Source organism: Peptoniphilus sp. oral taxon 386 str. F0131, from assembly GCF_000090945.1.
Classification (GTDB): Bacteria; Bacillota; Clostridia; order Tissierellales; family Peptoniphilaceae; genus Anaerosphaera; species Anaerosphaera mikwangii.
In genome coordinates, this window is the sequence record NZ_GL349422.1 from 1439407 (window position 1) to 1462738 (window position 23332).

The following is a 23332-nucleotide window of genomic DNA, read 5'->3' on the forward strand; positions in this document are numbered from 1 at the left end:
TAAATGAAAACATCCGCATTTTCAAGTTTCTTTATATCATCTTGGCTAGGCTCCCAATCATGAGGTTCTTGTCCGTTAGGTATTACAAGATTTAAATCTATCTTATCTCCACCAATCTTACCTGCAAAATCATACATAGGGTATATAGAAGCGTATACCTTCAATTTACCCTCAGTTTCTTCATCAGTCTTATTATTCTTATCTCCAACATTGCCACATCCGACAGTAAATACAATAAGCGCTATAATTATTGAAAACAATTTTAATTTTCTATTCATCTTTCTTCCTCCTTAATATAAATAATAATCATTCTTAAATTGTTCACTTTTATAATTCTACCTTTTATTTAAATTAATGTAAAGAGTATTTTTTAATAAGTTAATTATTATTTATATTTTCATATTTCTATCGTATAATAGTCAAAAGAGGTGTTTTTATGGAAAAATTGTTGAAGAAACATAACTTAAAGATTACTAAGGGTAGAGTTGAAATCCTAAAGTTATTAAATAAATGTAATACTGCAATTTCTGCTGATGAAGTCTACTCAAAAATACCACATTCAAGTTGTAGAAGTATTGCAACAGTATATAGAATACTTAATCAGCTTGCAGATTTGGGTATCTTAAGAAAAACTTTACAACAAAACGGTATATGCTATTATGAAATGCACACTCATTCTCATAAACATTACATAGTTTGTACAAAATGCGGTGAAATAGAACCTATTTCAGAATGTCCAATGGAACCGTTTGAAAAAGAAGTATCAAGTACTACAGGTTATAAGGTTACAGGTCATAGCATAGAATTAAAAGGTATATGCCCTAAATGTCAAGACATAAAATAAGAAATTAACAAGGACGCTATAGAAGCGTCCTTACTTATTTATTACAATTATTGATAATATATTAAGTATTTAACAAATTAATCTTTATTTAAAATCTTTTCCCTATATTTTCATTTTGAACAATAAAAAAACCTCCATAAGTAGTTTTGGTTATTTATCTTTTCTACTTATGGAGTATCATATCAATTTGACTTACTGTTTCTTAAATTACAATACAATATTTTATTTAATCTTTTAAGTTGAACAATTAAATTATTTTTGCACTAAAATGAAATGCCTTTTACAACTGCAATAAAACACAATATTGCTGCAAGCGGTACATAAATATATTTTCCGATAAAATGCCATGACGAAGAATATTTTTTACTACTTCCGACATTAATTTCAGATAATAATTCTTTCGGATCAAGTATCCAGAACCAAGTTAATGCTCCAAGCAATGCGCCAATCGGTATTATATAAATGGATACAAAATCCATCCATGGTCCCCAAATAAATATTGCTTCCATATTTACACTTATAGCAAATAATGATATTGCAAGTACCGCCAAGATATTTCTTCTTTTGAAATGCGGAAATTTATACATAATTGATTCAATTACAACTTCAAACATATTTTGTAATGAAGTAATTCCTCCAAATACAACCGCTAAAAACAAAACTATTGCAAATACTCTTCCAAACGGAATGTCTTGAAGTATTGCAGGAAGTGTTACAAAAAGCAGTCCCGGTCCTGATGAAACATCTACTCCGTAAGAGAAACATGCCGGAATTATTACAAGAGATGCAACAATAGCTGCTATTGTATCAAAAAATGCAGTATTTACCGAACTTTTTACTATATCACTTTCTTTTGACAAATATGCTCCGTATACAATCATTCCGCTTCCTGTAACTGATAGTGAAAAGAAAGCTTGCCCCATTGCAAATATCCAAACCTTTGGATTTGTCAAATCTTTCCACTCCGGTCTGAACATAAAGCTATACCCTTCAAAAGAATCCTTTAAAAATAAAACTCTGACTGCCAAGATACAGAACAATATAAAAAATAACGGCATCATTATTTTATTTGTCTTTTCAATTCCCTTTGTACCTACTACAAGTGTTATTATAACTCCAAATACAATAACTAAATGATACGGGATTACTGAATACTCGGTCAGTGCAAATGACTCAAACCATGCCTTTGTATCTACCGACATAATACTTCCGGTAACAGATTGAAATAAAGCTTTTAAAACATATGCAACTATTACAGAATATCCTACCGCTATACAAAAAGAACCTATAAGAGGTATCCATCCTACAACTTTACCGAGTTTTTTGTGTCCCCTGCTTTTAAATACATATTCATAAGAACCTAAAGTTCCCGTTCCGGTATGTCTGCCTATTGCATATTCCGCACTAAGACCAACATAACTGAATATCGCAACAAAAATTAAATATGCTATTAGAAATGCACTTCCTCCAAGAGAACCTATTCTAAATGGAAATCCCCAAACATTTGCCATACCTACGGCACTTCCCACACATGCAAGTATAAAACCCCATTGGGAAGAGAAGTTTTTCTTATCTTTCATAATGCAATCCCCTCAATTCTAATATTATTTTTAATAATTTTTTAAAGTTTAACACAAATTAGAACAATTGTAAACCCGTTTAAACCAATATAGTGAAATTTTTATAAAAATAGTGAGATTATAATCTCACTACTATAAACTATTTCTTATAATAATATTTAGGATACTATTTTTAAAATTATTTCAAATAAAATTACAACACAAAAAGCCCTCTTATGTAAGAGGACTTTTCATATAAATATAATTAACAAGAGGAATTAATTTATTGAAGAAGAGAACATCAATAAATTACATTGTCTATATTAAACAAGTTTTGTGCAAATTTAATTAAAGAAATGTGTATTTTTTATTAAAAATATCAAAGAAATGTCTAATTAAATAATAGTAATTCTTAATTAAATAGTCATAATTTCATTTTTAGGTGCTTTAACTAACATTTTGAATTCTCCGTTTTCATAGCTGGCAATATTAAATTTTGCATTTCTCCTTACTCTGTTAGTCCAAAACTTATCTATTCCAACACCTTCTATTAAATTTAAAATTGAAATTATAGTTATTCCATGACTTACTATAAGTATATTTTCATCATTACTTTCATAAACATAACTCTTAAAAAATTTTTGAATTCTGTCATTTAAGTCATGTATACTTTCTCCGTCAGCTCTATAATAATTCTGCGGTTCATTAAAATATTTTCCATATAATTCCTTATCCTTAAATTTTATATCTTCAAAGAGTTCACCGCTCCAACTTCCCACATTTATTTCTCTAAGCAGCTTTGTTTGAATTATATCTCTTTCTCCCGCAATTATTTTTGCAGTTTCATATGCTCTCCCTAAATCCGAAGAATATATATGATCAAATTTCACATCTTTTGATTGTTCTTTTAATGAATATGCCATTTTTATTCCATCCTCAGTTAAGGGTGAATCTAAATGTCCCTGTATTCTATTTTCTCTATTCCAATAAGTTTGTCCATGTCTTGTAAAATAAATCTTCATAATTTTTCTTCAAAAAGCTCCTCTGCCATTTTTCTTGCATTATTTACAATCTCATCAGGATAGCCCTTAACCCTTAAAATCTCAATAGCATTTCTGCTTATTGCAGGCCCCTTTCTTATAATGTAATCAAATAATATATCATCATCTTTAATTTCTTCCTCAAAATGATAATTTTTAAATGTATCTTTTAATAAGTTTGTAAGTTCAATATCATGAGTAGCCGCTATAATCTTTTTGTCATTCGCAAGATATTTTAATGTATTATATGCCGCAGATATTCTGTCTACCGTATTAGTCCCCTTAAATATTTCATCAAGTACAACTAATTTTTTAACTTTACTTTCATCTATCATTCTCTTTATTGCAAGAGTTTCTGCAAGAAAATAACTCATCGACTCTTCAATAGAATCTCTTACATCTATTGCACTTTGCAAATAAAACATAGATGTTCTATACTCATCAGCCATTACAAACCCTAAAGTCATAGCCATTATATTTGAAATTGAAATACTTCTTAAAAAAGTTGACTTGCCCGATGCATTTGAACCTGTAATTAAAACATTCTCATAATCAAAATTAAAATTTGATGGAACCTGAGTTTCTCGATTTAAAAGAGGATGTCTTAAATTTTTAGCACTAAGACAAAAATCTTCATCTACATATTCCACATCTTTTGCATCTATTGCCAAATATAGAGATGTCATTGCAATATATACCTCAATTTTCCCAAGCAGCTCATACAATTCAATTAGAATATCTCTGTTTAAATTTATTGCATCTGCTGTTTTAAAGAAATTTCTCGCATTATACATTATTAAAATATCTATTAGATTCTTTAACAAATCTGTATCCTGTGAATTTAAAGCAATTCTTGCACTGCCGACTTTTTTTCTTATACTTTTAAGAGTGACATTTATTTCTCTAATTCTATCCAATTCTTCGGAAATAACATCGCAATTTATATTTTCAATATCCTTTGCAAGTAATAAAACATCATAAATATTTATAAAATCTAAAACCCTACCTAAAGTTGCCTTTTTCATCTTATTTGAAAAATATATATTAAGAAGTATCAGACAAGTTCCTGCTATAATTCCAAAGCCTTTATTTATATATCCTGTAATTAAAATTAAAGGAACCGAAAACGAAAGTACATATGTTGGCAGCTTGTATGCCGCGAATCTTTCATAATCTATACCTTCATAAAAAATTTGAATTATATCCCTTTTAAAATTGCCTACCTTTGCAAATTCAAGTTGAATTTCCTTTGCCTGTTCTTCATTTTCAATAAAATACTCTCTAACACTTTTTAATTTATCGTGATGAGCTTTATTGAACACCGGACTTCGCAAAAACTTAAATAAATATTGTGAACCGATTGTAGATTTAGTATGGTCAAATTTTCCAAACACACTATCCATATTCAAATCATTAAAAGTTATATCGTCAATAGTGTAATCAGACTTTTCACCAAGTTCGTACAGCTTTGAAATAACTTTTAAATTTTTCTTGTCATCAGATGGACTTCTGCCAAAGTCATAATAGACTTGTTCTCTTAACAATCTTAGATATTTCGCCTTTCTTAAAAATTCAGCGATAAATAAAAATCCGATAATAAAAATTATTATAAATAAAAAATATTGCAATCCGTCATACATTTTTAAATTATCCATCTCTATATTATCCTCCAAAATATAGTATGTTATCTTTTTTTACATCTATCGCCTCCAAGCCATATTTTATATAAATATTATTAGTCCGCTAAAAAAATCATTTCATTTATTACAGCAAAATACTATATGTTGTGTTTTTACTAAAAAATATAATAGTTGATTTTACAAAAAGTATAAAAATAATTATAGTCATAGTTTTTATGTTGAAAAACAACTTCAAGTTCATAATTAATACTTCACAAAACACTGCGAAGAGTTCTAATTCCGAAAAATATATCTACAATGCCTAATATATAATAAATACTCTGCTTTTGAATATATCCGACAATAATAAAAACAATACCTACAAAAAACCACATTAACGATACCATGTATTTTTTCATTTTATTATCTCCCTAAACTATAGTTTATGTGAAAATTATACTATTTGTTTAAAATTTTTTCAAATTTATAAATAAAAAATGCACTTACAATCAAAGTATAAGTGCATTTTAATTTCAATTTTAATTATAAATTAAAAACTTTTTTAACGTTTTGAACTACAACTCTTCCGATGTCATCTTGTGCATCTATTGTTGAACCGCCAACATGAGGAGTTACAAAAACTCTATCTAATTCAAATAATGGAGATTCAATGTGAGCATCTTGTGAATCAAGTCCGCCTGTTCCAAGTTCATCTGCAAGAGTATCTAAGTTTGCTCCGCCAAGTTTACCATTCTTAATATATTTGTAAAGGTCAGCTTCGTTTACAATTCCACCTCTTGCGCAGTTAATAATAACTGCTCCATCCTTCATTCTTTCCATTGCAGCAGCATTTAACATATCCTTTGTATCAGGAGTTAGAGGAACGTGCAATGTTATAATGTCTGAATTTTCAATTACTTCATCAAGAGAAATAATTTTTACATATTCAATCGGATTATTTTCCGGTTTAACAAAAGGATCATATGCAATAACATCCATATGAAGTACATGTGCTATTTCAGCAACTCTTCTTCCGATTGCTCCAAATCCGATTATACCTAAAGTCTTATTCCTAACTTCTCTACCAATCCATCTATATTTATTCCAAATATGCTTATTTTTAACTTCATCAATTGCTTGGAATGAGTTTCTATAAGTTTCAAGCATTTTTCCGATTACAAGTTCTGCTACTGCATTTGCATTTAGTCCCGGTGAATTGCAAACTTCTATTCCCTTTGACTTTGCATACTCAACATCAACATGGTTCATTCCTGTTGAACCTACCATTATAGCTTTTAGATTTGTAGCCGCATCTATAACTTCTTTTCTAATATGTGGGTCAACTCTCATACAAAGTAGATCATAAGGTGCTATTATCTCTGCTAACTTTTCAGCAGTAGGTAGCATAACCTTATCAACCTCAAAACCAAGTTTCACTAACTCTTCATCAATAATATCCGACATGTAGTCAATAATCAATGCTTTCATTAAAATCTCTCCTTTAACTTATTATTATGTATCCACTACATCTTCATACACTTTCATTGTACCTAAGTTACTCTTCTTTTTCAACCTACATTTTAAATTATAAAAATAATTTAAAATGTATTGTTTCATAAAAAAACTACAGACATCAAACCGACATCTGTAGCCTTGTGGTGCCCAGAGCCGGAATCGAACCAGCGACACGAGGATTTTCAGTCCTCTGCTCTACCGACTGAGCTATCTGGGCATATTTAATTTTACTGTTTCTTCTTAGACAAATTTATTTATTATTTAATTTCTTTATGCTCATTCTATTTTGCTTCGCAAATACTAAGCATCTTAGGATTCAAATTTCGCTTCGCTCATTTTCATCTCCAATTCAGCTTATACCGACTGAGCTATCTGGCATATTTAATTTTACTGTTTTCTTCTTAAGCAAATTTATTTCGTCTTAACTTAAAAATATTGCCATCAATACTTAGCCCAAAGGCTAAGTATCAGGCAAAATATGGTGGGCCTTCAGGGACTCGAACCCCGGACCTACCGGTTATGAGCCGGGCGCTCTAACCGACTGAGCTAAAGGCCCTCACCATTGGCGGAGAAAGAGGGATTTGAACCCTCGCGACCCTATCGAGCCCTACTCCCTTAGCAGGGGAGCCTCTTCAGCCTCTTGAGTATTTCTCCAATTAGTCGGTTATTTTTTGTTAAATTACTTTATTCATTATAGGGTATCAAAACAATATTGTCAATACTAAATTTAATTATATTTTAAAAATATGGAAGGAATTTCTCCTTCCATATTTTTACGGATAAGTTATATTACTAAAAATATATTTGATCTACAGAGAAGCTGTCAGCAATTCTCAAATAGAAATCTAATACATCTCTTAGTGCATATATAGGTACCGGACCTACAAGTTCAGTATCAACAACATTTACATTGTAGCGTTGTGCTTCTGATTTTATAGTTTCAAAAACTCTGTGTATAGGAGTTTTTTCATAATTTATCATATTCATAGAAACTTGAATTTGTTTTCTTTCTTCAAGCTCTAATGCTATTGCTCTTATAAAAGTATATCCGCCTGTAGCAGCTCTTACCGATTTAACTATTTTTTTACCTATTTCAATATCATGTGTATCAAGATTAATGTTAAATGCTACAAGAGGAAATCTTGCTCCTGTAACAGTTGCTCCAGACTTAGGATTAAATTCCTTAGGTCCTTCATCAGGTTCCCACTCAGGATCTTTCATTTTTTCTTCAAGAGCTTCATATTGACCTTTTCTGATTTTAGGAAGAGCTTTTCTATATTCACGTTCTTGAGTATCTTCATAGAAATAAACAGGAACTCCAAGTTCTCCCAAGTATTTACCGAATCTCTTAGAAATTTCAACAGCCTCATCAGTTGTAACTTCTCTAACAGGAATAAATGGTACAACATCTACCGCACCCATTCTGGGATGTGACCCTTTGTGCTTCGTCATATCTATGAGCTCTACCGCTTTTGCTGCAAGTCTTTTTGTTGCTTCTAAAACATCTTCAGGTTCTCCCTTATAAGTAAATACAGTTCTGTTATGATCTTCATTTGAATCTATATCTACAACAGTTATTCCGTCAACAGACAAAAAAGCATCTTTAACCTCATTTACTAAATCTAAATTTGTGCCTTCACTAATATTTACTTCAGCCATTAATACTTTACTCATTATTATCTCCCTTATTATTTAAGCTTTCCTACTGCCTGTTCCACTCTATCTAATAATTTTCCTGACTCTACCAACTCAAATGCCTTATCCATATCCGGATAGAAAATAACATCATTTTCCATGAAGTCTACTTTTTCTCTTAATAATTTATATGCCTCAATTGAACCTTTTCCTAAACTGTTTGTTTCACCAAAATCAGCTGCTTGAGCTCCACATAAAAGTTCAATGCTTATAACGTGTTGTGCATGATTTATTATTGTTCTTGCCTTTCTTGCTCCAATTGTACCCATACTTACATGGTCCTCTTGATTTGCAGATGTAGGAATTGAATCTACACATGCAGGATGAGCAAGAACTTTATTTTCAGATACTAATGCTGCCGCAACATATTGAGGAATCATAAATCCGTCATTAATTCCGCCATGCTTTACAAGAAATGCCGGTAGTCCGTGAGAAAGTGCAGGGTTTACTAATTTTTCAATTCTTCTTTCTGAAATATTCGCAATTTCAGATACTAAAATTCCAAGTGTATCCATTGCAATTGCAATAGGTTGTCCATGGAAATTTCCTCCTGATATACAAGCCCCGTTTTCTCCCGGGAAAATTAACGGATTATCTGTAACTGAATTTATTTCTGTTTCTACTGTTTTCTTTACATATTCAAATGCAAGTCTTGATGCTCCGTGAACTTGCGGAATACATCTTAAAGAATAAGCATCCTGCATTCTTTTTTCTCCCTGTCTTGTAACTCTCTTTGAGTCTTCAAGCAACCTTCTCATATTTTCCGCAACATCTATTTGACCTTGATGAGGTCTTATAATTTGAATTCTCTCATCGTATGCATCTATAATACCTTCAAGGGAATCTACTGTAAGAGAGCTTACAATATCTGCCTGTTTTAATAACTTTTCAGCATCATAAACAGCCAATACCGCATTACCCATCATGGCTTGTGTACCATTTATAAGAGCAAGTCCCTCTTTTGCTTTTAAAACTATTGTCTCAACTCCGGCTCTTTGCATAGCTTCTTTACCTGAAAGAACCTCTCCCTTATATTCCGCCTCTCCCTCTCCCATCATAGGAAGAACCATATGTGCAAGAGGACACAAATCTCCTGATGAACCTACTGAACCTTTAGATCTTACAATAGGATGAACTCCTGCATTAAGCATATTTACCAAACATTCTATTGTTGTCATCAGAACTCCTGAAAATCCTTTACATACAGCATTTGCTCTAAGAATCATCATAGCTCTTACAACCTCTGTATCAAAAGGTTCTCCTACTCCGCAAGCATCAGAATATATTAAATTTTTTTGTAGTAAATCAAGTTGTTCTTCTGAAATTGATACTGTAGAAAATTTTCCGAATCCCGTATTAATTCCATAAATGGCCTGTCCGTTTGCAAGTGCATCTTCAACGTATTGTCTTGATGTTAAAATAGCTGCTTTTTGATTCTCATCAATTTCAACTTTAGCCCCAAATCTTGCAACTGCAACTACATCTTCAATTGTTAAATCGTTTCCGTTAATTTTTATTACTCTCTCCATTGCTATTCTCCTTTACCAACCTTGAATTTTATCTAAAATAGAATCTGAAATCTTTCCGTTCTCATATTCACAAAAAACTTCCTCAATTATATTCATAGCCCTTTGAGCTTCATCATTCGTCATTACAAGAGGCGGCTGAACTCTTAACGTATTTCCGCCTATATAAATCAGTATAACACCTTTTTCAAAGCATCTGTAACAAATTTTTTTTGCTATATCAGAAGAACTTATTATTTTATTTCTGTCTTCCAATTCAACGCCTATTGTTAATCCTAATCCTCTCACATCTTTTATCACTGAAGAATTTTTAGAAATCAGTTTAAATCTTTCCTTTATATAATCTCCCAGCTTAACAGCTCTATCTAAAAGTTTTTCATTTTCTATTATTTCAATAGTTGCAATAGCCGCACCGGCACACACCGCATTTCCCTGTAATGTAAATAACTGACCCGGCATTGCTATCGAATCTATAATTTCTCTTCTGCCGACAACAGCACTCATCGGAAAACCCGATGCCATAGCTTTGCCCATTACAATTAAATCCGCCTCAACATCAAAATGCTCAATGCTGAACCACTTTCCGGTTCTTCCGAAACCTTGCTGAATTTCATCTGCTACCAATAAAATTCCGTTTTCACTACAAAATTTTCTAAGAAGTTTCATAAACTTCTTTGGAGGAGGTATTAACCCCAAATCTCCCGCTATCGGCTCAATAAATATTGCAGCTACTTCTTCCACCGGAAGATAATAGTCAAACGGTTTTTTAAATTCTTCAAATTTTCTATCTGAATACTCGTCTTCTGTTTCATCATTTTTCTTTTCTGTTATCAGAGGATATGAAAAATGGAATACATCTGGCAATAACGGTCCTATTCTTTTTTTCATATTCAAATCGATTGCACTTATTGAAATAGCCCCATATGTAGAACCATGATAAGCTCCTACAAATGAAATTATTTTACTCCTTCCGGTATAAGATCTTGTCGCTTTTATAGCGGAATCTATAGAATCAGAACCCGAAAAACCAAAAATTACCTTCTTTTCAAAATTTCCCGGAGTTATTTTTACAAGTTTCTTCGCCAATTCAACTTGAGGCTCCGTATAAAAATAATCATTTGAAAAATGAATAAATTTATCTAACTGTTTACTTACTTTATCTAATACATTTTCATGATTGTAGCCTGTATTTAAAACACAGGCCGAGCTAATCATATCAATATATTCATTTCCATCTAAATCTTCAACTATTACTCCCTTAGCTCTATTTGCCACTATCGGAAGATAAGGAGCTCTTGAACATTTAGCTATATACTTCTCATCTTCTGAAATTAATAATTGATTTTTTTGTTTCATAATTAACACCTATAATTGTGCCATCTTTTCTTTAAATTCATTAACTATATCTTCATTCTTTATAAGAGGTAGATTTACTTCAACATTTGCTTTACCGGAATCAAGACCGACTTTTGATAAATCTACTCCAGCTTTTAAATCAGTCATGCAAGCAGGATTTGACTTTTCAAGTAAATCTTTTCCTATTTCGTTAACTCTTTTATTCAAAAGTGCATTAAGTAAAGGAACCTTTGCAGCCTCGATACCCGCATTTTGAATCGCTTTTTTTCTTTCAGCTTTTTGTTCATCAGTTTCCTTAGGTAATTTATAAGCATTTACTATCAACATATATGCCTTATTATCATCAACCGCACTTTGCAAAAAATTTGCCTTCATATCATTAAGCTCGGCTATTATAGCATCATACTCTTCATCAGTATGACCATAAGCTTTACCTTTAGACAAATTTGCAACCATACCCATAAGTCCACACGCCATTGCTCCTGCAATAGCTGAAGATGAACCTCCTCCAACTGTAAAATCATTTTCGTCTAAAATTAAATCAAATATCTTTTTATAATCCATTAAAATCTCCTTATGTTAAATATTTAATATAGACATACTAACTTCAATTATGTCAAACTAAATTACAATCTTGCCTTTCTTTATTACACTTTCAACTTCATTTACTGCTAATTTATATATACAATTTTTATAACTGTCTGAATTTAGTATTTGAATATCAGCAAACTTGCCCTCTTCAAGTGAACCTACTTCATTATCAATTCTAAGGGCCTTTGCTCCTCCGAGAGTTGCCGCTCTAATCGCCTCTTTTTCAGTCATACAGTGGTCTCTGCAAGCAAGTGCCATAGAAAGTTGCATCGACTCAATCCAGTTGCCCGGATTCAAATTGGTTGCTATTGCAATAGTAAGCCCTTCTTCTATCATGGGTCTTGGATCAAAAGGTCTTTTATGTTTTACAGAAAAATCGGTTCCCGGAATTAGAACTCCAACTACTCCCGCATCTCTAAGCAATTTAGTATCTTCTCTTGTAAGATAATTTAAATGTCCTACATTTGCAGCTTTAAGCTGCGCCGCAACTCTTGCCCCTCCTATTGCAGAATAGCACTCGGTATGCATTGTAGGAATCATTTCGAAATCAAGACCTGCCTTTAAAATTTTATAAGAGTCCTCTGCTGTGTAATATCCGTCATCACACCAAACATCAGAAAAACTTGCCAAATTCTCTTCTTTTATTATAGGCATAACCTCTTTTATCATAAAATCAATATACTTATCTTTTCCCATCTCGAGGTCAAAATAATGAGCCCCGAGATAGGTAGATAAAATTGTTTGAGATGTATTTTGTCTTACTTTATTTAATAATCTTAATAACCTAAGCTCAGTTTTTTTATCAATACCATAACCCGACTTTATCTCTACAGTAGTTGTTCCAAGCCTAAGCATTCTGTTAAGTTTTGTCAAAGAAGTATTAACAAGCTCTTCATCCGTTGCATTTTTTGTAGAATAAATAGATGCCTCAAGTCCTGTTCGCGGTACTACCTTTTTTATATCCTCAGGACCCATTGTAAGAGATGCTACATACTCATCAACTCTGCTTTCTCCAAAAATAAGATGTGTATGACAATCTACATAACCCGGTAAAACAACCTTATTACTGCAATCTATCTCTTTACATTCAGCTCCATTTACTAAAGATATCAACTTATCATAATCGCCTATTTTTTCTATTTTTTCATCCTTAATAAGCAATGACTTTCCATTTAATAAGCCTATTAAATCATTAGCATCTTCCTTTACGGTCAAAAGTTCTCTACAATTTTTTAACAGAATATAGCTCATATTTTCCTCCTTGCTGTACTATAAGAATAGTGGCCAAATTGTTCCGACTATCATTAACGGTATATCATAGCATAAAAATTGTGGCACACATGTATCCCAAACGTGATCATGTTGTCCGTCCGCATTAAGTCCTGCTGTAGGTCCAAGTGTTGTATCAGATGCAGGTGAACCGGCATCTCCAAGTGCTGCTGCAACTGCAATCATAAATACTGTTGCTGCCGGTGAAAAACCGAGTTTTTGTGCAAGAGGTACATAAATAGCTGCAATAACAGGAACTGTACCGAAAGATGTCCCTATTCCCATTGTTATTAACAGTCCAAGTAAAATCATTGTAAATGAACCTGCAATCTTTGAACCGCCCAAGAACTTAAACGCCGCATCAACCAATTGCTCAACTGCTCCTGATGAATTTATTACTGTTGCATATCCTGATGCAATAAGCATTACAAATGCTATAAATCCCATAAGTGAAACACCGCCGTCAAGTATTTCCTGAATCTCATGCCACTTAACTACTCTTGTAACAACCATAAATATTAACGCTGCCAAAGCTCCAAGAGGAAGAGAACCTGTCTTTAACTGAATTACAAGTGCAATAATTCCCGCAACAAGTGTAAGCCAGTGTTTAGTTTCTATAATTATTTCTTCATCATCATTTTCAACAACAACTGATAATTCCTTATACTCTCTGTTTCTTGAATAAAATATTAATCCTAATATCAAACCGACAAGCATTGCAACGCCCGCCATCCAATTTGTCTTCCAAATTAAATCCAAGCTTACATCCAATCCGGCAGCATTTACAGAATCCTTAATTATTCCATGGAATATTGCTCCATATGCAATAGGAATAGTTATGTAAGGTGCTTTAAGTCCAAATCCAAAACATATTGCCAACATTCTTCTGTCCATTTTCATTTTGTTCATTAAAATTAGTAGCGGTGGAATAAGAATCGGAATAAATGCTATGTGAACAGGGACTATTGTACCTGATGCCATTGCAACTAAAACTATTATTATAGATAATGTAAATTTATTGCCATTTACCAGTCTTGAAATTTTCTTAGCCAAAATATTAGCCGCACCGGTCTTATTTATTGTATATGCAAGCGCACCAAGCAATACATAACTAAGTGCTGTATTTGCATTTCCGCCCATACCGCCTACAAATGTAGTCATAGTTTCTGAAATTGTGCTGCCGGCAGCCAAACCTGCTGTTATCGCCGCTATTAAAAGCGCTGCAAGTACCGGAAGTTTTAACAAACATAGTGCAGATAGTACTATTACAGATATTACTATAGGGTTCAAAAGTATCATAAAATTCCCTCCTTGATTATATTTATTTAACCTTATTTTAAACGTGGTGCAAAATAGCAACTATTCTGCACCACTTAACTGCCTATTAAAATTTATTTTTTAATTTTATCTATACATTCCTTCAGGACCAAATGTAACTTTGTCTGCCGGTTGCCACCATAGAGGAATCTTTATAGAATCTGTTGTGTATTTTCCTTTTCCATTTGCTACGTCTTTAGCTGCCGGATATCCCGCTTGTGCGTGACGTACTACACCGATCCCTGAGTCTGTTGTCAATGTTACTGCTAATCTTCTGTCTGCCTCTTCTGTTCCGTCGGCTATCATTGTTACTCCTGTGTGTACTGCTTCACCCATTGAGTAGTTTTGTTGTATAGCTATTAAGTCGCATCCTCCTGCACAATCTAATAGTGCATTTAGATATGGCCAGTCTGAGATATAATCTCCGCCATCCGGCATTTTTTCTGATTCAAATGTAGGATTTACAATTGAACCTGAGTCAAGATTATCTCTTGAGAATGCTACTGTTCCTTTAATTCTTCCTTCTTTGATTGCTTGATTTATTGCTAATCCGAATCTCTTTCTTTCTCCAAATCCCATATAACATACTCTTGCCGGCATACCTTCAATTGGAAGATTCTTTCTTGCAAGCTTAATCCATCTTTCTACTAAGTTGTCACCCTTGCAAATTTCTAATGCTATATCATCTGATACTTTAAGGTCTTCAGGATCTCTTGATAGACATGTCCATCTGAACGGTCCACGACCTTCGCAGAATAGCGGTCTGATATATTCATATACAAATCCGCCGATTTTTAGTGCTTCTTCTCTTGGGAAACCTGCATCCATACATTCCTTTCTGATGGATGTTCCGTATTCAAATACTTCTACTCCATCTTCCTTTAGAGCAATCATTGCTGCTAATTGTCTTTTCATTGTTGTTCTTGCTAATTCCAAGTATTTTTCTCTGTTTTCAATTCTCAATTGATCTGCTTCTTCAGGTGTATATCCTGATGGAATGTAAGAAATAGGATCGTGGCATGGACACATTTCTGAACAGATGTCAGGTCTGAAATCACTTGCCAATACTTTTTCATAAACGTCTGCTGCATTTCCTACTATACCTACTGATATAGGGTCATTGTTTTTAGCGTGTTCTTTTGCTATTTCAACAGCCTCTTCAAGTGAATCTGCTATCATATCAAGATAGTCTTTTTCAATTCTCTTTTGAAGTATCTTTTCATTTGCATCTACTACGATACAAACTCCGCCGTGCATCTTCATTGCCCATGTTTGATTTGCACCCATTCCGCCTGCTCCTGCAGTTAAATAGATCTTTCCTGTCAAATCATCATTGTATTTTTTCATTGCAATTGCTGATAATGTTTCAAATGTTCCTTCGATAACTCCTTGAGTTCCTATATATTCCCATGGAGCTGCTGTGTATTGCGCAAATATTGTAAGGTTCTTATCTTGTAAATCATAGAATCTTTCCCAAGTTGCCTTCATTATATTTGTTGTCGCCATTACTACTACAGGTGCTTCTTTATGTGTCTTAAAGATTGCTACAGGCATTCCTGATTGAACTACTAATGTTTCATCATCTTCAAGATTTTTTAAAGAGTCAACTATTGCCCAATATGATTCCCAGTTTCTTGCACACTTTCCATTTCCACCATAAATTACAAGCAGTTCAGGAATTTCAGCATTTTCCATATTGAACTCAAGCATTCTAAGGATTGTTTCTTGACGCCATCCTTTACATCTTAATGTTTCAGTATCCTTTAATCCGCCGCCTTGTGCCTTTACTTCATAAAGAATTTCAGGATTTTCCCTATAATATAGTCCGTATTCACCATTCATTTTACTAACTCCTCCTTAAAATATAAATTTAATTTTACTTTCTTAAATGAAAAACTAATTCTTATCAATTTGTCATAATTTGTCTTGATTTTTCATTATCTAATTAAAGTATAATTTCTCGGCGTTAATTTATCGTTTATATTTGTCATTTTTTTATATATTTTATATATTTTTTTCTATTTATTATAATTATTATATTTTAAAAATACAGGCTTATTGCCTGTATTTTTAATCGTTTATATCTATAATATTTTCCGTTAATATTTTATATGCCAGATTTTCATCTCTCATACTCAAAATTCCCATAGCAGACATTATATATTTTTTATCTATTGCAAATTTAGGGTCAATCGGAAGAAGATAATTTTTTTCCTTATTCTTACATTGTTTTAGTATTTCTGCAGATTTTTTACTGTTTATTAATATGCCTCCGGTTCCTATTACAAGTTTTATTTCTCTTAAGTCTTTTCCCTTCTGGACTATTACATTTTTACCCCCGATATATGAGTTTCTGATTTTGCCCGAATGTCTTTTTACTGAAATTTCAACACAATTTTTTGCCATTATTTCATCAAATTCTATTTCACTTTCTTTATCCGATAATATCGACGGATTATTGTGTCTGAATTCACATTTTTCTCTTATATTTTCTATATTGGAGTTATATTTTAAGAAATTTTCTTCTCCTACACTTTCATAGAGACTCAGTGCCGAATACCTCATTCCGAGGTCTCCCTCAACCGTTCTCTTTTCACACGTTTCTTCCAATCCGTCTATAAAAAAGTTTTTATCTTTTATCGGTTCGGATATGGTGTGAACATCTGTAGTAGCTCCTCCAATGTCCACTACCATTACATCACCTATCCCCTCATATTTCTCCGTACCATATGATAACAATTTTGCTGCTTTTAAAACTGCTGTAGGCGTGGGCATTAGTATTTCACTTGTAATTTTTTCAACATCCTCCATTCCCTTTGCAGTTACTATCTGTTTCATAAATATTTTTCTTATTACTTCTCTAACAGGATCTGCATTAATTCTATTAACATCCGGCATTACATTTTCAGTTATTTCATATTTAATGTTTCCGCCATTAAATATTTCTCTTATATTTTCATTTGCATAACTGTTGCCTGCTACTACTATAGGTATTTCTCTCTTTAAATTATTTAAAAGCTTTGCATTATATAATATATACTTTGTGTTTCCGCCTTCCGCTCCTCCTGTCAACAATATGATATCAGGATTTAAGCTGTCTATTTCTAATATATCTTTTTCTTTCAGAAAATAGCTGTAACTTTTTAACAGTCTCGCTCCCGCTCCGGTAGCAGCTCTTTTTGCAGCTTCAACTGTAAACTCAGGTGTTATACCTATTGCTATCATTTTAAGTCCACCTGCCGCAGATGAACATCCAAGTATATCTACAATTTTTATATTTTCAAACGAAATTTCTTCTTTGAGCTTTTCAAGTGCTTTTTCATATCCGAATTTTATATTTGTATTTACAGTTGTATGTGCACTTGACTTAGCTATCAACTTTTCATTATCTATATCTACTAAACTTAGTTTTGTATAGGTACTTCCAAAATCAACAAGCATATAGCAATTCATAAACGTCCCCTCTAACATATAATATTTTGCTTAAGATACTCTATCTCAGCTCTATCTCTGTTTGCATCTAAATATTTAATAGCGTTGTAATAATAAACATCAGCCGTCTCAGATAAAAATTCTTTTATCTCTCTGAGCTCTAAAATATTTTGTTTCTTTATTATAAAAGCCATAATAGCCTCAACAAAATAAACTATACCTATATCCCTTGGATTGTTTATTGTTTTAACCTCTGCAACTGCATTTTTTAAATACTGAATCGAAGAAATATAATCGCATTCTAAAAATAAAACCAATGCCAAAAAAGCATCCAGTACAGAGTTTTTCCAATATGAGTCAAATCGATCTACTATCTGTTTAGACAGCATAAAATATTTTTTCATATCTTCTATGTTATTCATTAAAAAACAAGTTTTTCCTGCATTTATATAAAATATTGAAAGGCAAGATGCGTCCGTATCTTCACATAAATCAATCGACTTCTTAAAATATTGCATAGCCTCATCATAATTACACTCGGAATTTCTTATTTCTCCTATGTAATTATAATCTGCTGCAATACTTATTGAATTACTATTTTCAATTCCACCTGAATTTGAAAATAATTCTATTGATTTATTAAACAGATTTTCAGCACTTTTAAAATTGCCCTGCATTAGATAATAAACTCCATAAAGCCTATATAAAACTCCCATATCAGAATTATTTTTCAATTTTCTTGCTACTTTTATGCCTGAAATAATATGTTTAAGCATAACATTCGGATCATTTATCTGTATTCCATATATAGCCATTTGTTTATATCCGAGTAACTCCGCTTTTTCATCTTTTAAATCTATTGCAAGTTTTATTACCCTGTCCATCACTTTAATTCCGTTAAAGTAATTTCCTCCTCTTATTAGATATCTTCCTTTGCAATATAAAAATAAAAGTTCTATTTTTCTTATTTCTTCAAAATTAAAATTATTTTTTCTTAAATTTTTAACTCTTAAAATTTCTTTTTCAACATCATGTATCCACTTTAATGCCTTATCATTTTTTACAAAAAGTTTTACCTGTTTGCTTAAATCATAATCATCTAAGTCCGGAAATAATTCATGGCTGAAATTCAAATAATAATTTAAAATATATACTTCATATTTTAATGCCTTTACGTCTTCATTTGCCTTTGAATAGTGATGTTTAAGTTTGATATATAATGTTATGTCGATGTTATTTAATAATTCTTCTTCAAGAATTTTTGCTATCTCCCCGTGAATTATCTTCTTCGACACATCTGACAGTCCATTATATATAAATTCTTTGTATGCCGAATATACAAAACCTATCACTATCTCATTATTTTTCTTTTTCTCTTCTATTACATTCATTTTTACAAGAAAATTTAAACTTTTTACAACATCGAATGCCTTTAAATCTAAAAGCTTCATTAAATTATCTATGGTTGCATCTCCATAAAATACAGACAATATTTCTAATATATTAATTTCCTTTTCATTTAAACCGGAAAATTTTTCCTGTAAAATATTTTGCATTTTTGGGATTATTAAATTTTCTTTTTCATTTTTCTTATACAGTTCTATATATTCCCTTAAAAAAAAGGAATTGCCCTTTGATTTTTCATAAATATCATCAATATCTTCTTCGCTTATTTCTTTATTTTCAAAAGATTTTCTTACAATTATAGATACATCTCTTCTGTTAAATCTCTTTAATTCTATAAGTAATAGCTTATTTATATCTTTAAGCGTTGCTAAAAGTCTATCTACTTTTTCGTCACTTTCGTCAGATTTTGTCAATATGAACAAAACATTTTTATTCATACGAAGTATAAAATTAATTAACAATTTTATACTCAAATTATCTGCCCATTGAATATCTTCTATAATTATTAATATTTTCTTATCAGTATTTAAAATTTCAAGCACGCTATATATGGAACTATATATTAAATCTATATTAAAATTTTCCTTATTTTCTAATATCTTGGATAATGGTTGATATTCACTCTTACCGTCAAAAAATAAATTTTTCAAAACATCATCCCAAATATATGGTCTCTTTAAATGATTTTTTGAAAGTTCATTTTCTATTGCACTTATAATTTTCATCCACGGAGAATATAAAAAATCTTTTTCAACAACATGACATTGAGATTCAAATATCTTAAATCTTCCCTTATTTTTACTGAGCAGTTTTTTCTTCAAGACCGTCTTTCCGATTCCTGATTCTCCGGTTATCAAAATTGACTTATATTCCCTGCCATTATAAAAATTATCAAGATTTTCCTGCATAATTTTGAGTTCATAATCTCTGTCATAAAATTCTAAAATTTTATCCCTAAAGTTAGAACCTTTTGATTTATTTACATTTTCTATTGCATCATTATACAGGGTCTCTATTTCATCCGATGGATAAATTCCAAGTTCTTCTTCCATTAATTTCTGAAAATTATAATATTCATTAATTATCTTGTCATATCTTCCGCTCAGCTTATAATATTTCATCAAATACATATACGCAGTTTCATTAAAATTATCTACTGCTAAAAGACTGTTAATTTCATTTTCAAAATTTTTAAAATTTTTTGTGTCAAAATCATTTTTGATTTTTTTCTTGATGTTTGATATAAATTGTTCTTTATAATAATTTCGCTGTTCTATTATCCAATATTCGAAGTCTGCAGAATCTTTTATATAAAAACCCTTCATAAATTCCCCTGTATACAAATCCAAATTTTCAATTGGATTATTGGAGAATTTTTCGACATCTATCTCAAATTCTATATTTTCGTTTAACATAAGAGTTGACTTGTTAGGTGATAAAATTATCTCTTCTTTAAATAACTTCCTAATCTTATGGAGAGCATTTCTAAGACTTACTTTTGATCTTTCATCATTTGATGATGACCAAAATAATCCCGCAACTTCATCTCTACTAACTATCTTTTTTATCAAAATATAATATACTAAGCCACTTAGTTTCCCAATAGGTATAAAAATATCCTTGCCATCTTCCAGAATAGATGGAACTCCAAACATTCTACAACTTATCTTAGTCATAGCCTCACTCCTAATTAGCTATTATCTATTACTCTTAAAAATTTTTGGAACTACCGAAAATGCATCTTTTGATTGAAGTATAAGTGCCAGGTCTTGAGAAAGTGCCATAGGTGTAACTATAGAATCTATAAAGTAACATTTTCCACTTGTAGATCTTCCAACCTCTATTGACTTATTCAATCCCTTAGGATAATCTTCAATTTCAACATCCAATAAATCAATAAGAGCAAGCATTAAATTATCATTTTCAAGACCTTTATTAAATTTTAATCCGTAATAATCTACAAAATAATCATGTATTTTGTATAACATTTGTAAGTATGCAAGTGAAATCCAATTTACAAGATAATCTTCATAATTTATGACACCCTTTTTCTTTAGTGCTTCTTCATCAACATAAATAGGAAGTATAAATCTATCCTTATCATTTTTTTTGCTTGATTTTACATACTTAAAAGCTATTAAATCTTCAAGTAATTTATTTCTCAAATCTAAACTTTCCTTGGCAATATAATAAAAGAAAAATTCCATATCTCTGTTAATTGTATTAATGTCAGCATCAACATTAATTTTTCCGTAATTCATTTTTAAATTACCATCCAGATATGCGTCTGAATTTATTAGACAAGTTATAATATCACCCAATACATCTTCAGTATCCAGCTTACCTGTTAATTTAATAATTTGCTTTCCACTTTCCTTTATAGAATCCTCAAATATAATTTCAGAATTTTCCCCTTCATTGTATTTATCAATTATATAGTTTGAAATATTATTAACTAAAATAAAATTAAATAGATATAAAAATTTACTTTCTATTTCTTTTTTATCTAAAATTTTATATTCTTCGTGAATAATTCTAAAAAACTTGTATTTATCATTAGAAATATTTTCTAATACATCATTATATTTATTTAAATCAAAAAGAACTTCAGCCTCAGTTCCGTCAAGTAAAACAATTCTATTATTTTTTTTATAAATTTGTAAATTTTTCAAACTAATCACTCCTTAATATCATACTACGTTAATTATATATCTCGATCGTTAACATATCGTTAATCTTTTAAATTATAACATAGTTTTTACTTTTAAAAAATCCATCTATTTCTAATTTTTCTATATAGAAATGTCATGTTTTAACGACAAAAAAGCTAATAATAAAATTATTAGCTTTTTTTACCTATATAGTTATATTAAAAAATCCATGACCTATTTCTAAGTCATGGATAACTGGTGCGGGAAAGAGGACTTGAACCCCCACTCCGTTGGAACTAGATCCTAAGTCTAGCGCGTCTGCCAATTCCGCCATTCCCGCATGAGTGATTAACAAAAACTATTATAAATGTTTCCTTTTACTTTGTCAAGAACTTTTTTAATAACTTTCATCTAATAACAAAATTTATTATATATACTTTTTGTCATCTTTGCAATAGTTTTTTTGATTTTTCATTAAAAAATGTTATAATGCTTTGAGGAGTGTGATTATCTTGAAAGAAAAATTTAAAAACTTTATACAAGGAAGATATATAGCATATTACGGTGTAGATGCTCTATCAAAATTTCTGTTATTATTTATAATAATATCTCCTATATTGACAAATTCACGATTTAAAGATTTTATCTATTACTTTAACTTTGTTCTGATTGCAATTTTGTATTTTAGAGCTTTTTCTAAAAATATCAGTGCACGCTATGAAGAAAATCAAAAATTTCTAAAACTGATAAGTCCGATACGAAAATCTTTTTCAAAAATATCACTTATTATAAAGGACAGAAAACACAAATATATTAAATGCTCAATTTGTAAACAAGAACTTAGGGTACCAAGAAAAAAAGGAAAGATTAAAGTCAAATGCAAAAAATGTGGCAATGAATTTATTATAAGAACTTAATTTATACTTTTATCCTCCTTTTTTCTATGATATACTTATAGTATAGAAAAAAGGGGGATTTTTTATGTATTTAGCAGATAAGGTCAGAGCAATTTATGATTATCCCATTGACGGAATAATCTTTAGAGATATTACTACTTTACTTCAAGATGGAGATGCTTTTAAAGCAGCTATTGATAATTTAATCAGTCTACATAATAATGAAAATATTGATATTATTGTCGGAGTTGAAGCAAGAGGTTTTATCGTAGGTGCTCCTGTAGCTTATGCTCTTGGTTGTGGTTTTGTTCCTGTCAGAAAACCCGGAAAACTTCCTTCAGAGAAAGTCTCTGCGGAATATTCTCTTGAATATGGAGAAAATAAGGTTGAAATGCATGTAGATGCTATTAAAAAGGGACAAAGAGTTCTTATTGTTGATGATCTTCTTGCAACCGGAGGAACTTCAAAAGCGGTTATTGATTTAATAGAAAAACTTGGAGGAGAAGTTGTTGCTCTTGATTTTTTAATTGAACTTGTCGATTTAAAAGGTCGCGAAAAATTAAAACCTTACAACGTAAATTCAATATTACAATTTGAAGAAAAATAAAATATATT

Annotated in this window: 19 protein-coding genes and 4 tRNA genes; 3 read left to right on the forward strand and 20 right to left on the reverse strand. The window is 31.1% G+C overall.

Going from position 1 to position 23332, the window contains the following annotated elements; translation table 11 throughout:
• Window positions 1-278, reverse strand: a 278-nt coding sequence (locus HMPREF0629_RS06890) for a metal ABC transporter solute-binding protein, Zn/Mn family (RefSeq protein WP_009222610.1), incomplete at its 3' end; no start/stop codon positions are given.
• 158 nt (window positions 279-436) lie between these two features.
• Here HMPREF0629_RS06890 and HMPREF0629_RS06895 point away from each other — a divergent pair.
• Window positions 437-844 carry a Fur family transcriptional regulator gene (locus HMPREF0629_RS06895; protein ID WP_039856763.1) on the forward strand — a complete coding sequence of 136 codons (408 nt, stop codon included), beginning with the start codon at window positions 437-439 and terminating at the stop codon, window positions 842-844.
• Window positions 845-1107: 263 nt separating this feature from the next.
• On the opposite strand, the gene HMPREF0629_RS06900 is transcribed toward HMPREF0629_RS06895, so the two are convergent.
• From HMPREF0629_RS06900 to HMPREF0629_RS06985, 19 genes are all read right to left on the reverse strand, one after another.
• Window positions 1108-2424, reverse strand: a complete 1317-nt coding sequence (locus tag HMPREF0629_RS06900) for a sodium-dependent transporter (RefSeq protein WP_009222611.1) — start codon at window positions 2422-2424, stop codon at window positions 1108-1110.
• A 395-nt stretch (window positions 2425-2819) separates the two neighbouring features.
• Window positions 2820-3425, reverse strand: a complete 606-nt coding sequence (locus tag HMPREF0629_RS06905; protein WP_009222612.1) for a histidine phosphatase family protein — start codon at window positions 3423-3425, stop codon at window positions 2820-2822.
• Window positions 3422-5098, reverse strand: coding sequence for a hypothetical protein (locus tag HMPREF0629_RS07700; RefSeq protein ID WP_050748003.1), 1677 nt, complete (start codon window positions 5096-5098; stop codon window positions 3422-3424). Before HMPREF0629_RS07700 ends, HMPREF0629_RS06905 begins: the two co-directional genes overlap by 4 nt.
• A 236-nt stretch (window positions 5099-5334) precedes the next feature.
• Window positions 5335-5481: a hypothetical protein gene (locus tag HMPREF0629_RS08035; RefSeq protein ID WP_176686347.1), complete on the reverse strand. Its 147-nt coding sequence runs from the start codon at window positions 5479-5481 to the stop codon at window positions 5335-5337.
• A 124-nt stretch (window positions 5482-5605) separates the two neighbouring features.
• The gene (locus tag HMPREF0629_RS06915) at window positions 5606-6550 is read right to left on the reverse strand and encodes a D-2-hydroxyacid dehydrogenase (protein ID WP_009222614.1); all 945 of its coding nucleotides are present in this window, start codon (window positions 6548-6550) and stop codon (window positions 5606-5608) included.
• A gap of 168 nt (window positions 6551-6718) precedes the next feature.
• Window positions 6719-6794 (reverse strand) — tRNA-Phe (locus HMPREF0629_RS06920).
• A gap of 262 nt (window positions 6795-7056) precedes the next feature.
• Window positions 7057-7133, reverse strand: a tRNA-Ile gene (locus HMPREF0629_RS06925).
• A gap of 7 nt (window positions 7134-7140) precedes the next feature.
• Window positions 7141-7231, reverse strand: a tRNA-Ser gene (locus HMPREF0629_RS06930).
• 138 nt (window positions 7232-7369) lie between these two features.
• Complete coding sequence (ftcD, locus tag HMPREF0629_RS06935; protein ID WP_009222615.1) at window positions 7370-8251, reverse strand: glutamate formimidoyltransferase; 882 nt, start codon at window positions 8249-8251, stop codon at window positions 7370-7372.
• Window positions 8252-8265: 14 nt separating this feature from the next.
• Window positions 8266-9801 (reverse strand): histidine ammonia-lyase, encoded by a 1536-nt coding sequence (gene hutH / locus HMPREF0629_RS06940; protein WP_009222616.1) that lies wholly within the window; start codon window positions 9799-9801, stop codon window positions 8266-8268.
• 12 nt (window positions 9802-9813) lie between these two features.
• Window positions 9814-11154, reverse strand: a complete 1341-nt coding sequence (locus tag HMPREF0629_RS06945; protein ID WP_009222617.1) for an aminotransferase class III-fold pyridoxal phosphate-dependent enzyme — start codon at window positions 11152-11154, stop codon at window positions 9814-9816.
• A 9-nt stretch (window positions 11155-11163) separates the two neighbouring features.
• On the reverse strand, window positions 11164-11718 hold the full coding sequence (locus HMPREF0629_RS06950) for a cyclodeaminase/cyclohydrolase family protein (protein ID WP_009222618.1): 555 nt from the start codon (window positions 11716-11718) through the stop codon (window positions 11164-11166).
• 57 nt (window positions 11719-11775) lie between these two features.
• Window positions 11776-12996, reverse strand: coding sequence for an imidazolonepropionase (gene hutI, locus HMPREF0629_RS06955; RefSeq protein ID WP_009222619.1), 1221 nt, complete (start codon window positions 12994-12996; stop codon window positions 11776-11778).
• Window positions 12997-13014: 18 nt separating this feature from the next.
• Window positions 13015-14313 carry a Na+/H+ antiporter family protein gene (locus HMPREF0629_RS06960; RefSeq protein WP_009222620.1) on the reverse strand — a complete coding sequence of 433 codons (1299 nt, stop codon included), beginning with the start codon at window positions 14311-14313 and terminating at the stop codon, window positions 13015-13017.
• A 105-nt stretch (window positions 14314-14418) separates the two neighbouring features.
• The gene (locus HMPREF0629_RS06965; RefSeq protein ID WP_009222621.1) at window positions 14419-16173 is read right to left on the reverse strand and encodes a urocanate hydratase; all 1755 of its coding nucleotides are present in this window, start codon (window positions 16171-16173) and stop codon (window positions 14419-14421) included.
• A gap of 228 nt (window positions 16174-16401) precedes the next feature.
• Window positions 16402-17784, reverse strand: coding sequence for a methylaspartate mutase accessory protein GlmL (glmL, locus tag HMPREF0629_RS06970; protein ID WP_039856764.1), 1383 nt, complete (start codon window positions 17782-17784; stop codon window positions 16402-16404).
• A gap of 11 nt (window positions 17785-17795) precedes the next feature.
• Window positions 17796-20846 (reverse strand): AAA family ATPase, encoded by a 3051-nt coding sequence (locus HMPREF0629_RS06975; RefSeq protein WP_009222623.1) that lies wholly within the window; start codon window positions 20844-20846, stop codon window positions 17796-17798.
• 21 nt (window positions 20847-20867) lie between these two features.
• Entirely contained in the window at window positions 20868-21842 is a 975-nt protein-coding gene (locus HMPREF0629_RS06980; RefSeq protein ID WP_009222624.1) for a hypothetical protein, read from the reverse strand.
• 235 nt (window positions 21843-22077) lie between these two features.
• Window positions 22078-22161 (reverse strand) — tRNA-Leu (locus tag HMPREF0629_RS06985).
• A 172-nt stretch (window positions 22162-22333) separates the two neighbouring features.
• Between HMPREF0629_RS06985 and HMPREF0629_RS06990 the strand changes: the two genes are divergently transcribed.
• Window positions 22334-22738: a hypothetical protein gene (locus tag HMPREF0629_RS06990; RefSeq protein WP_036730015.1), complete on the forward strand. Its 405-nt coding sequence runs from the start codon at window positions 22334-22336 to the stop codon at window positions 22736-22738.
• 64 nt (window positions 22739-22802) lie between these two features.
• Window positions 22803-23324, forward strand: coding sequence for an adenine phosphoribosyltransferase (locus HMPREF0629_RS06995; RefSeq protein WP_009222625.1), 522 nt, complete (start codon window positions 22803-22805; stop codon window positions 23322-23324).
• The last annotated feature ends 8 nt before the right edge of the window (window positions 23325-23332 follow it).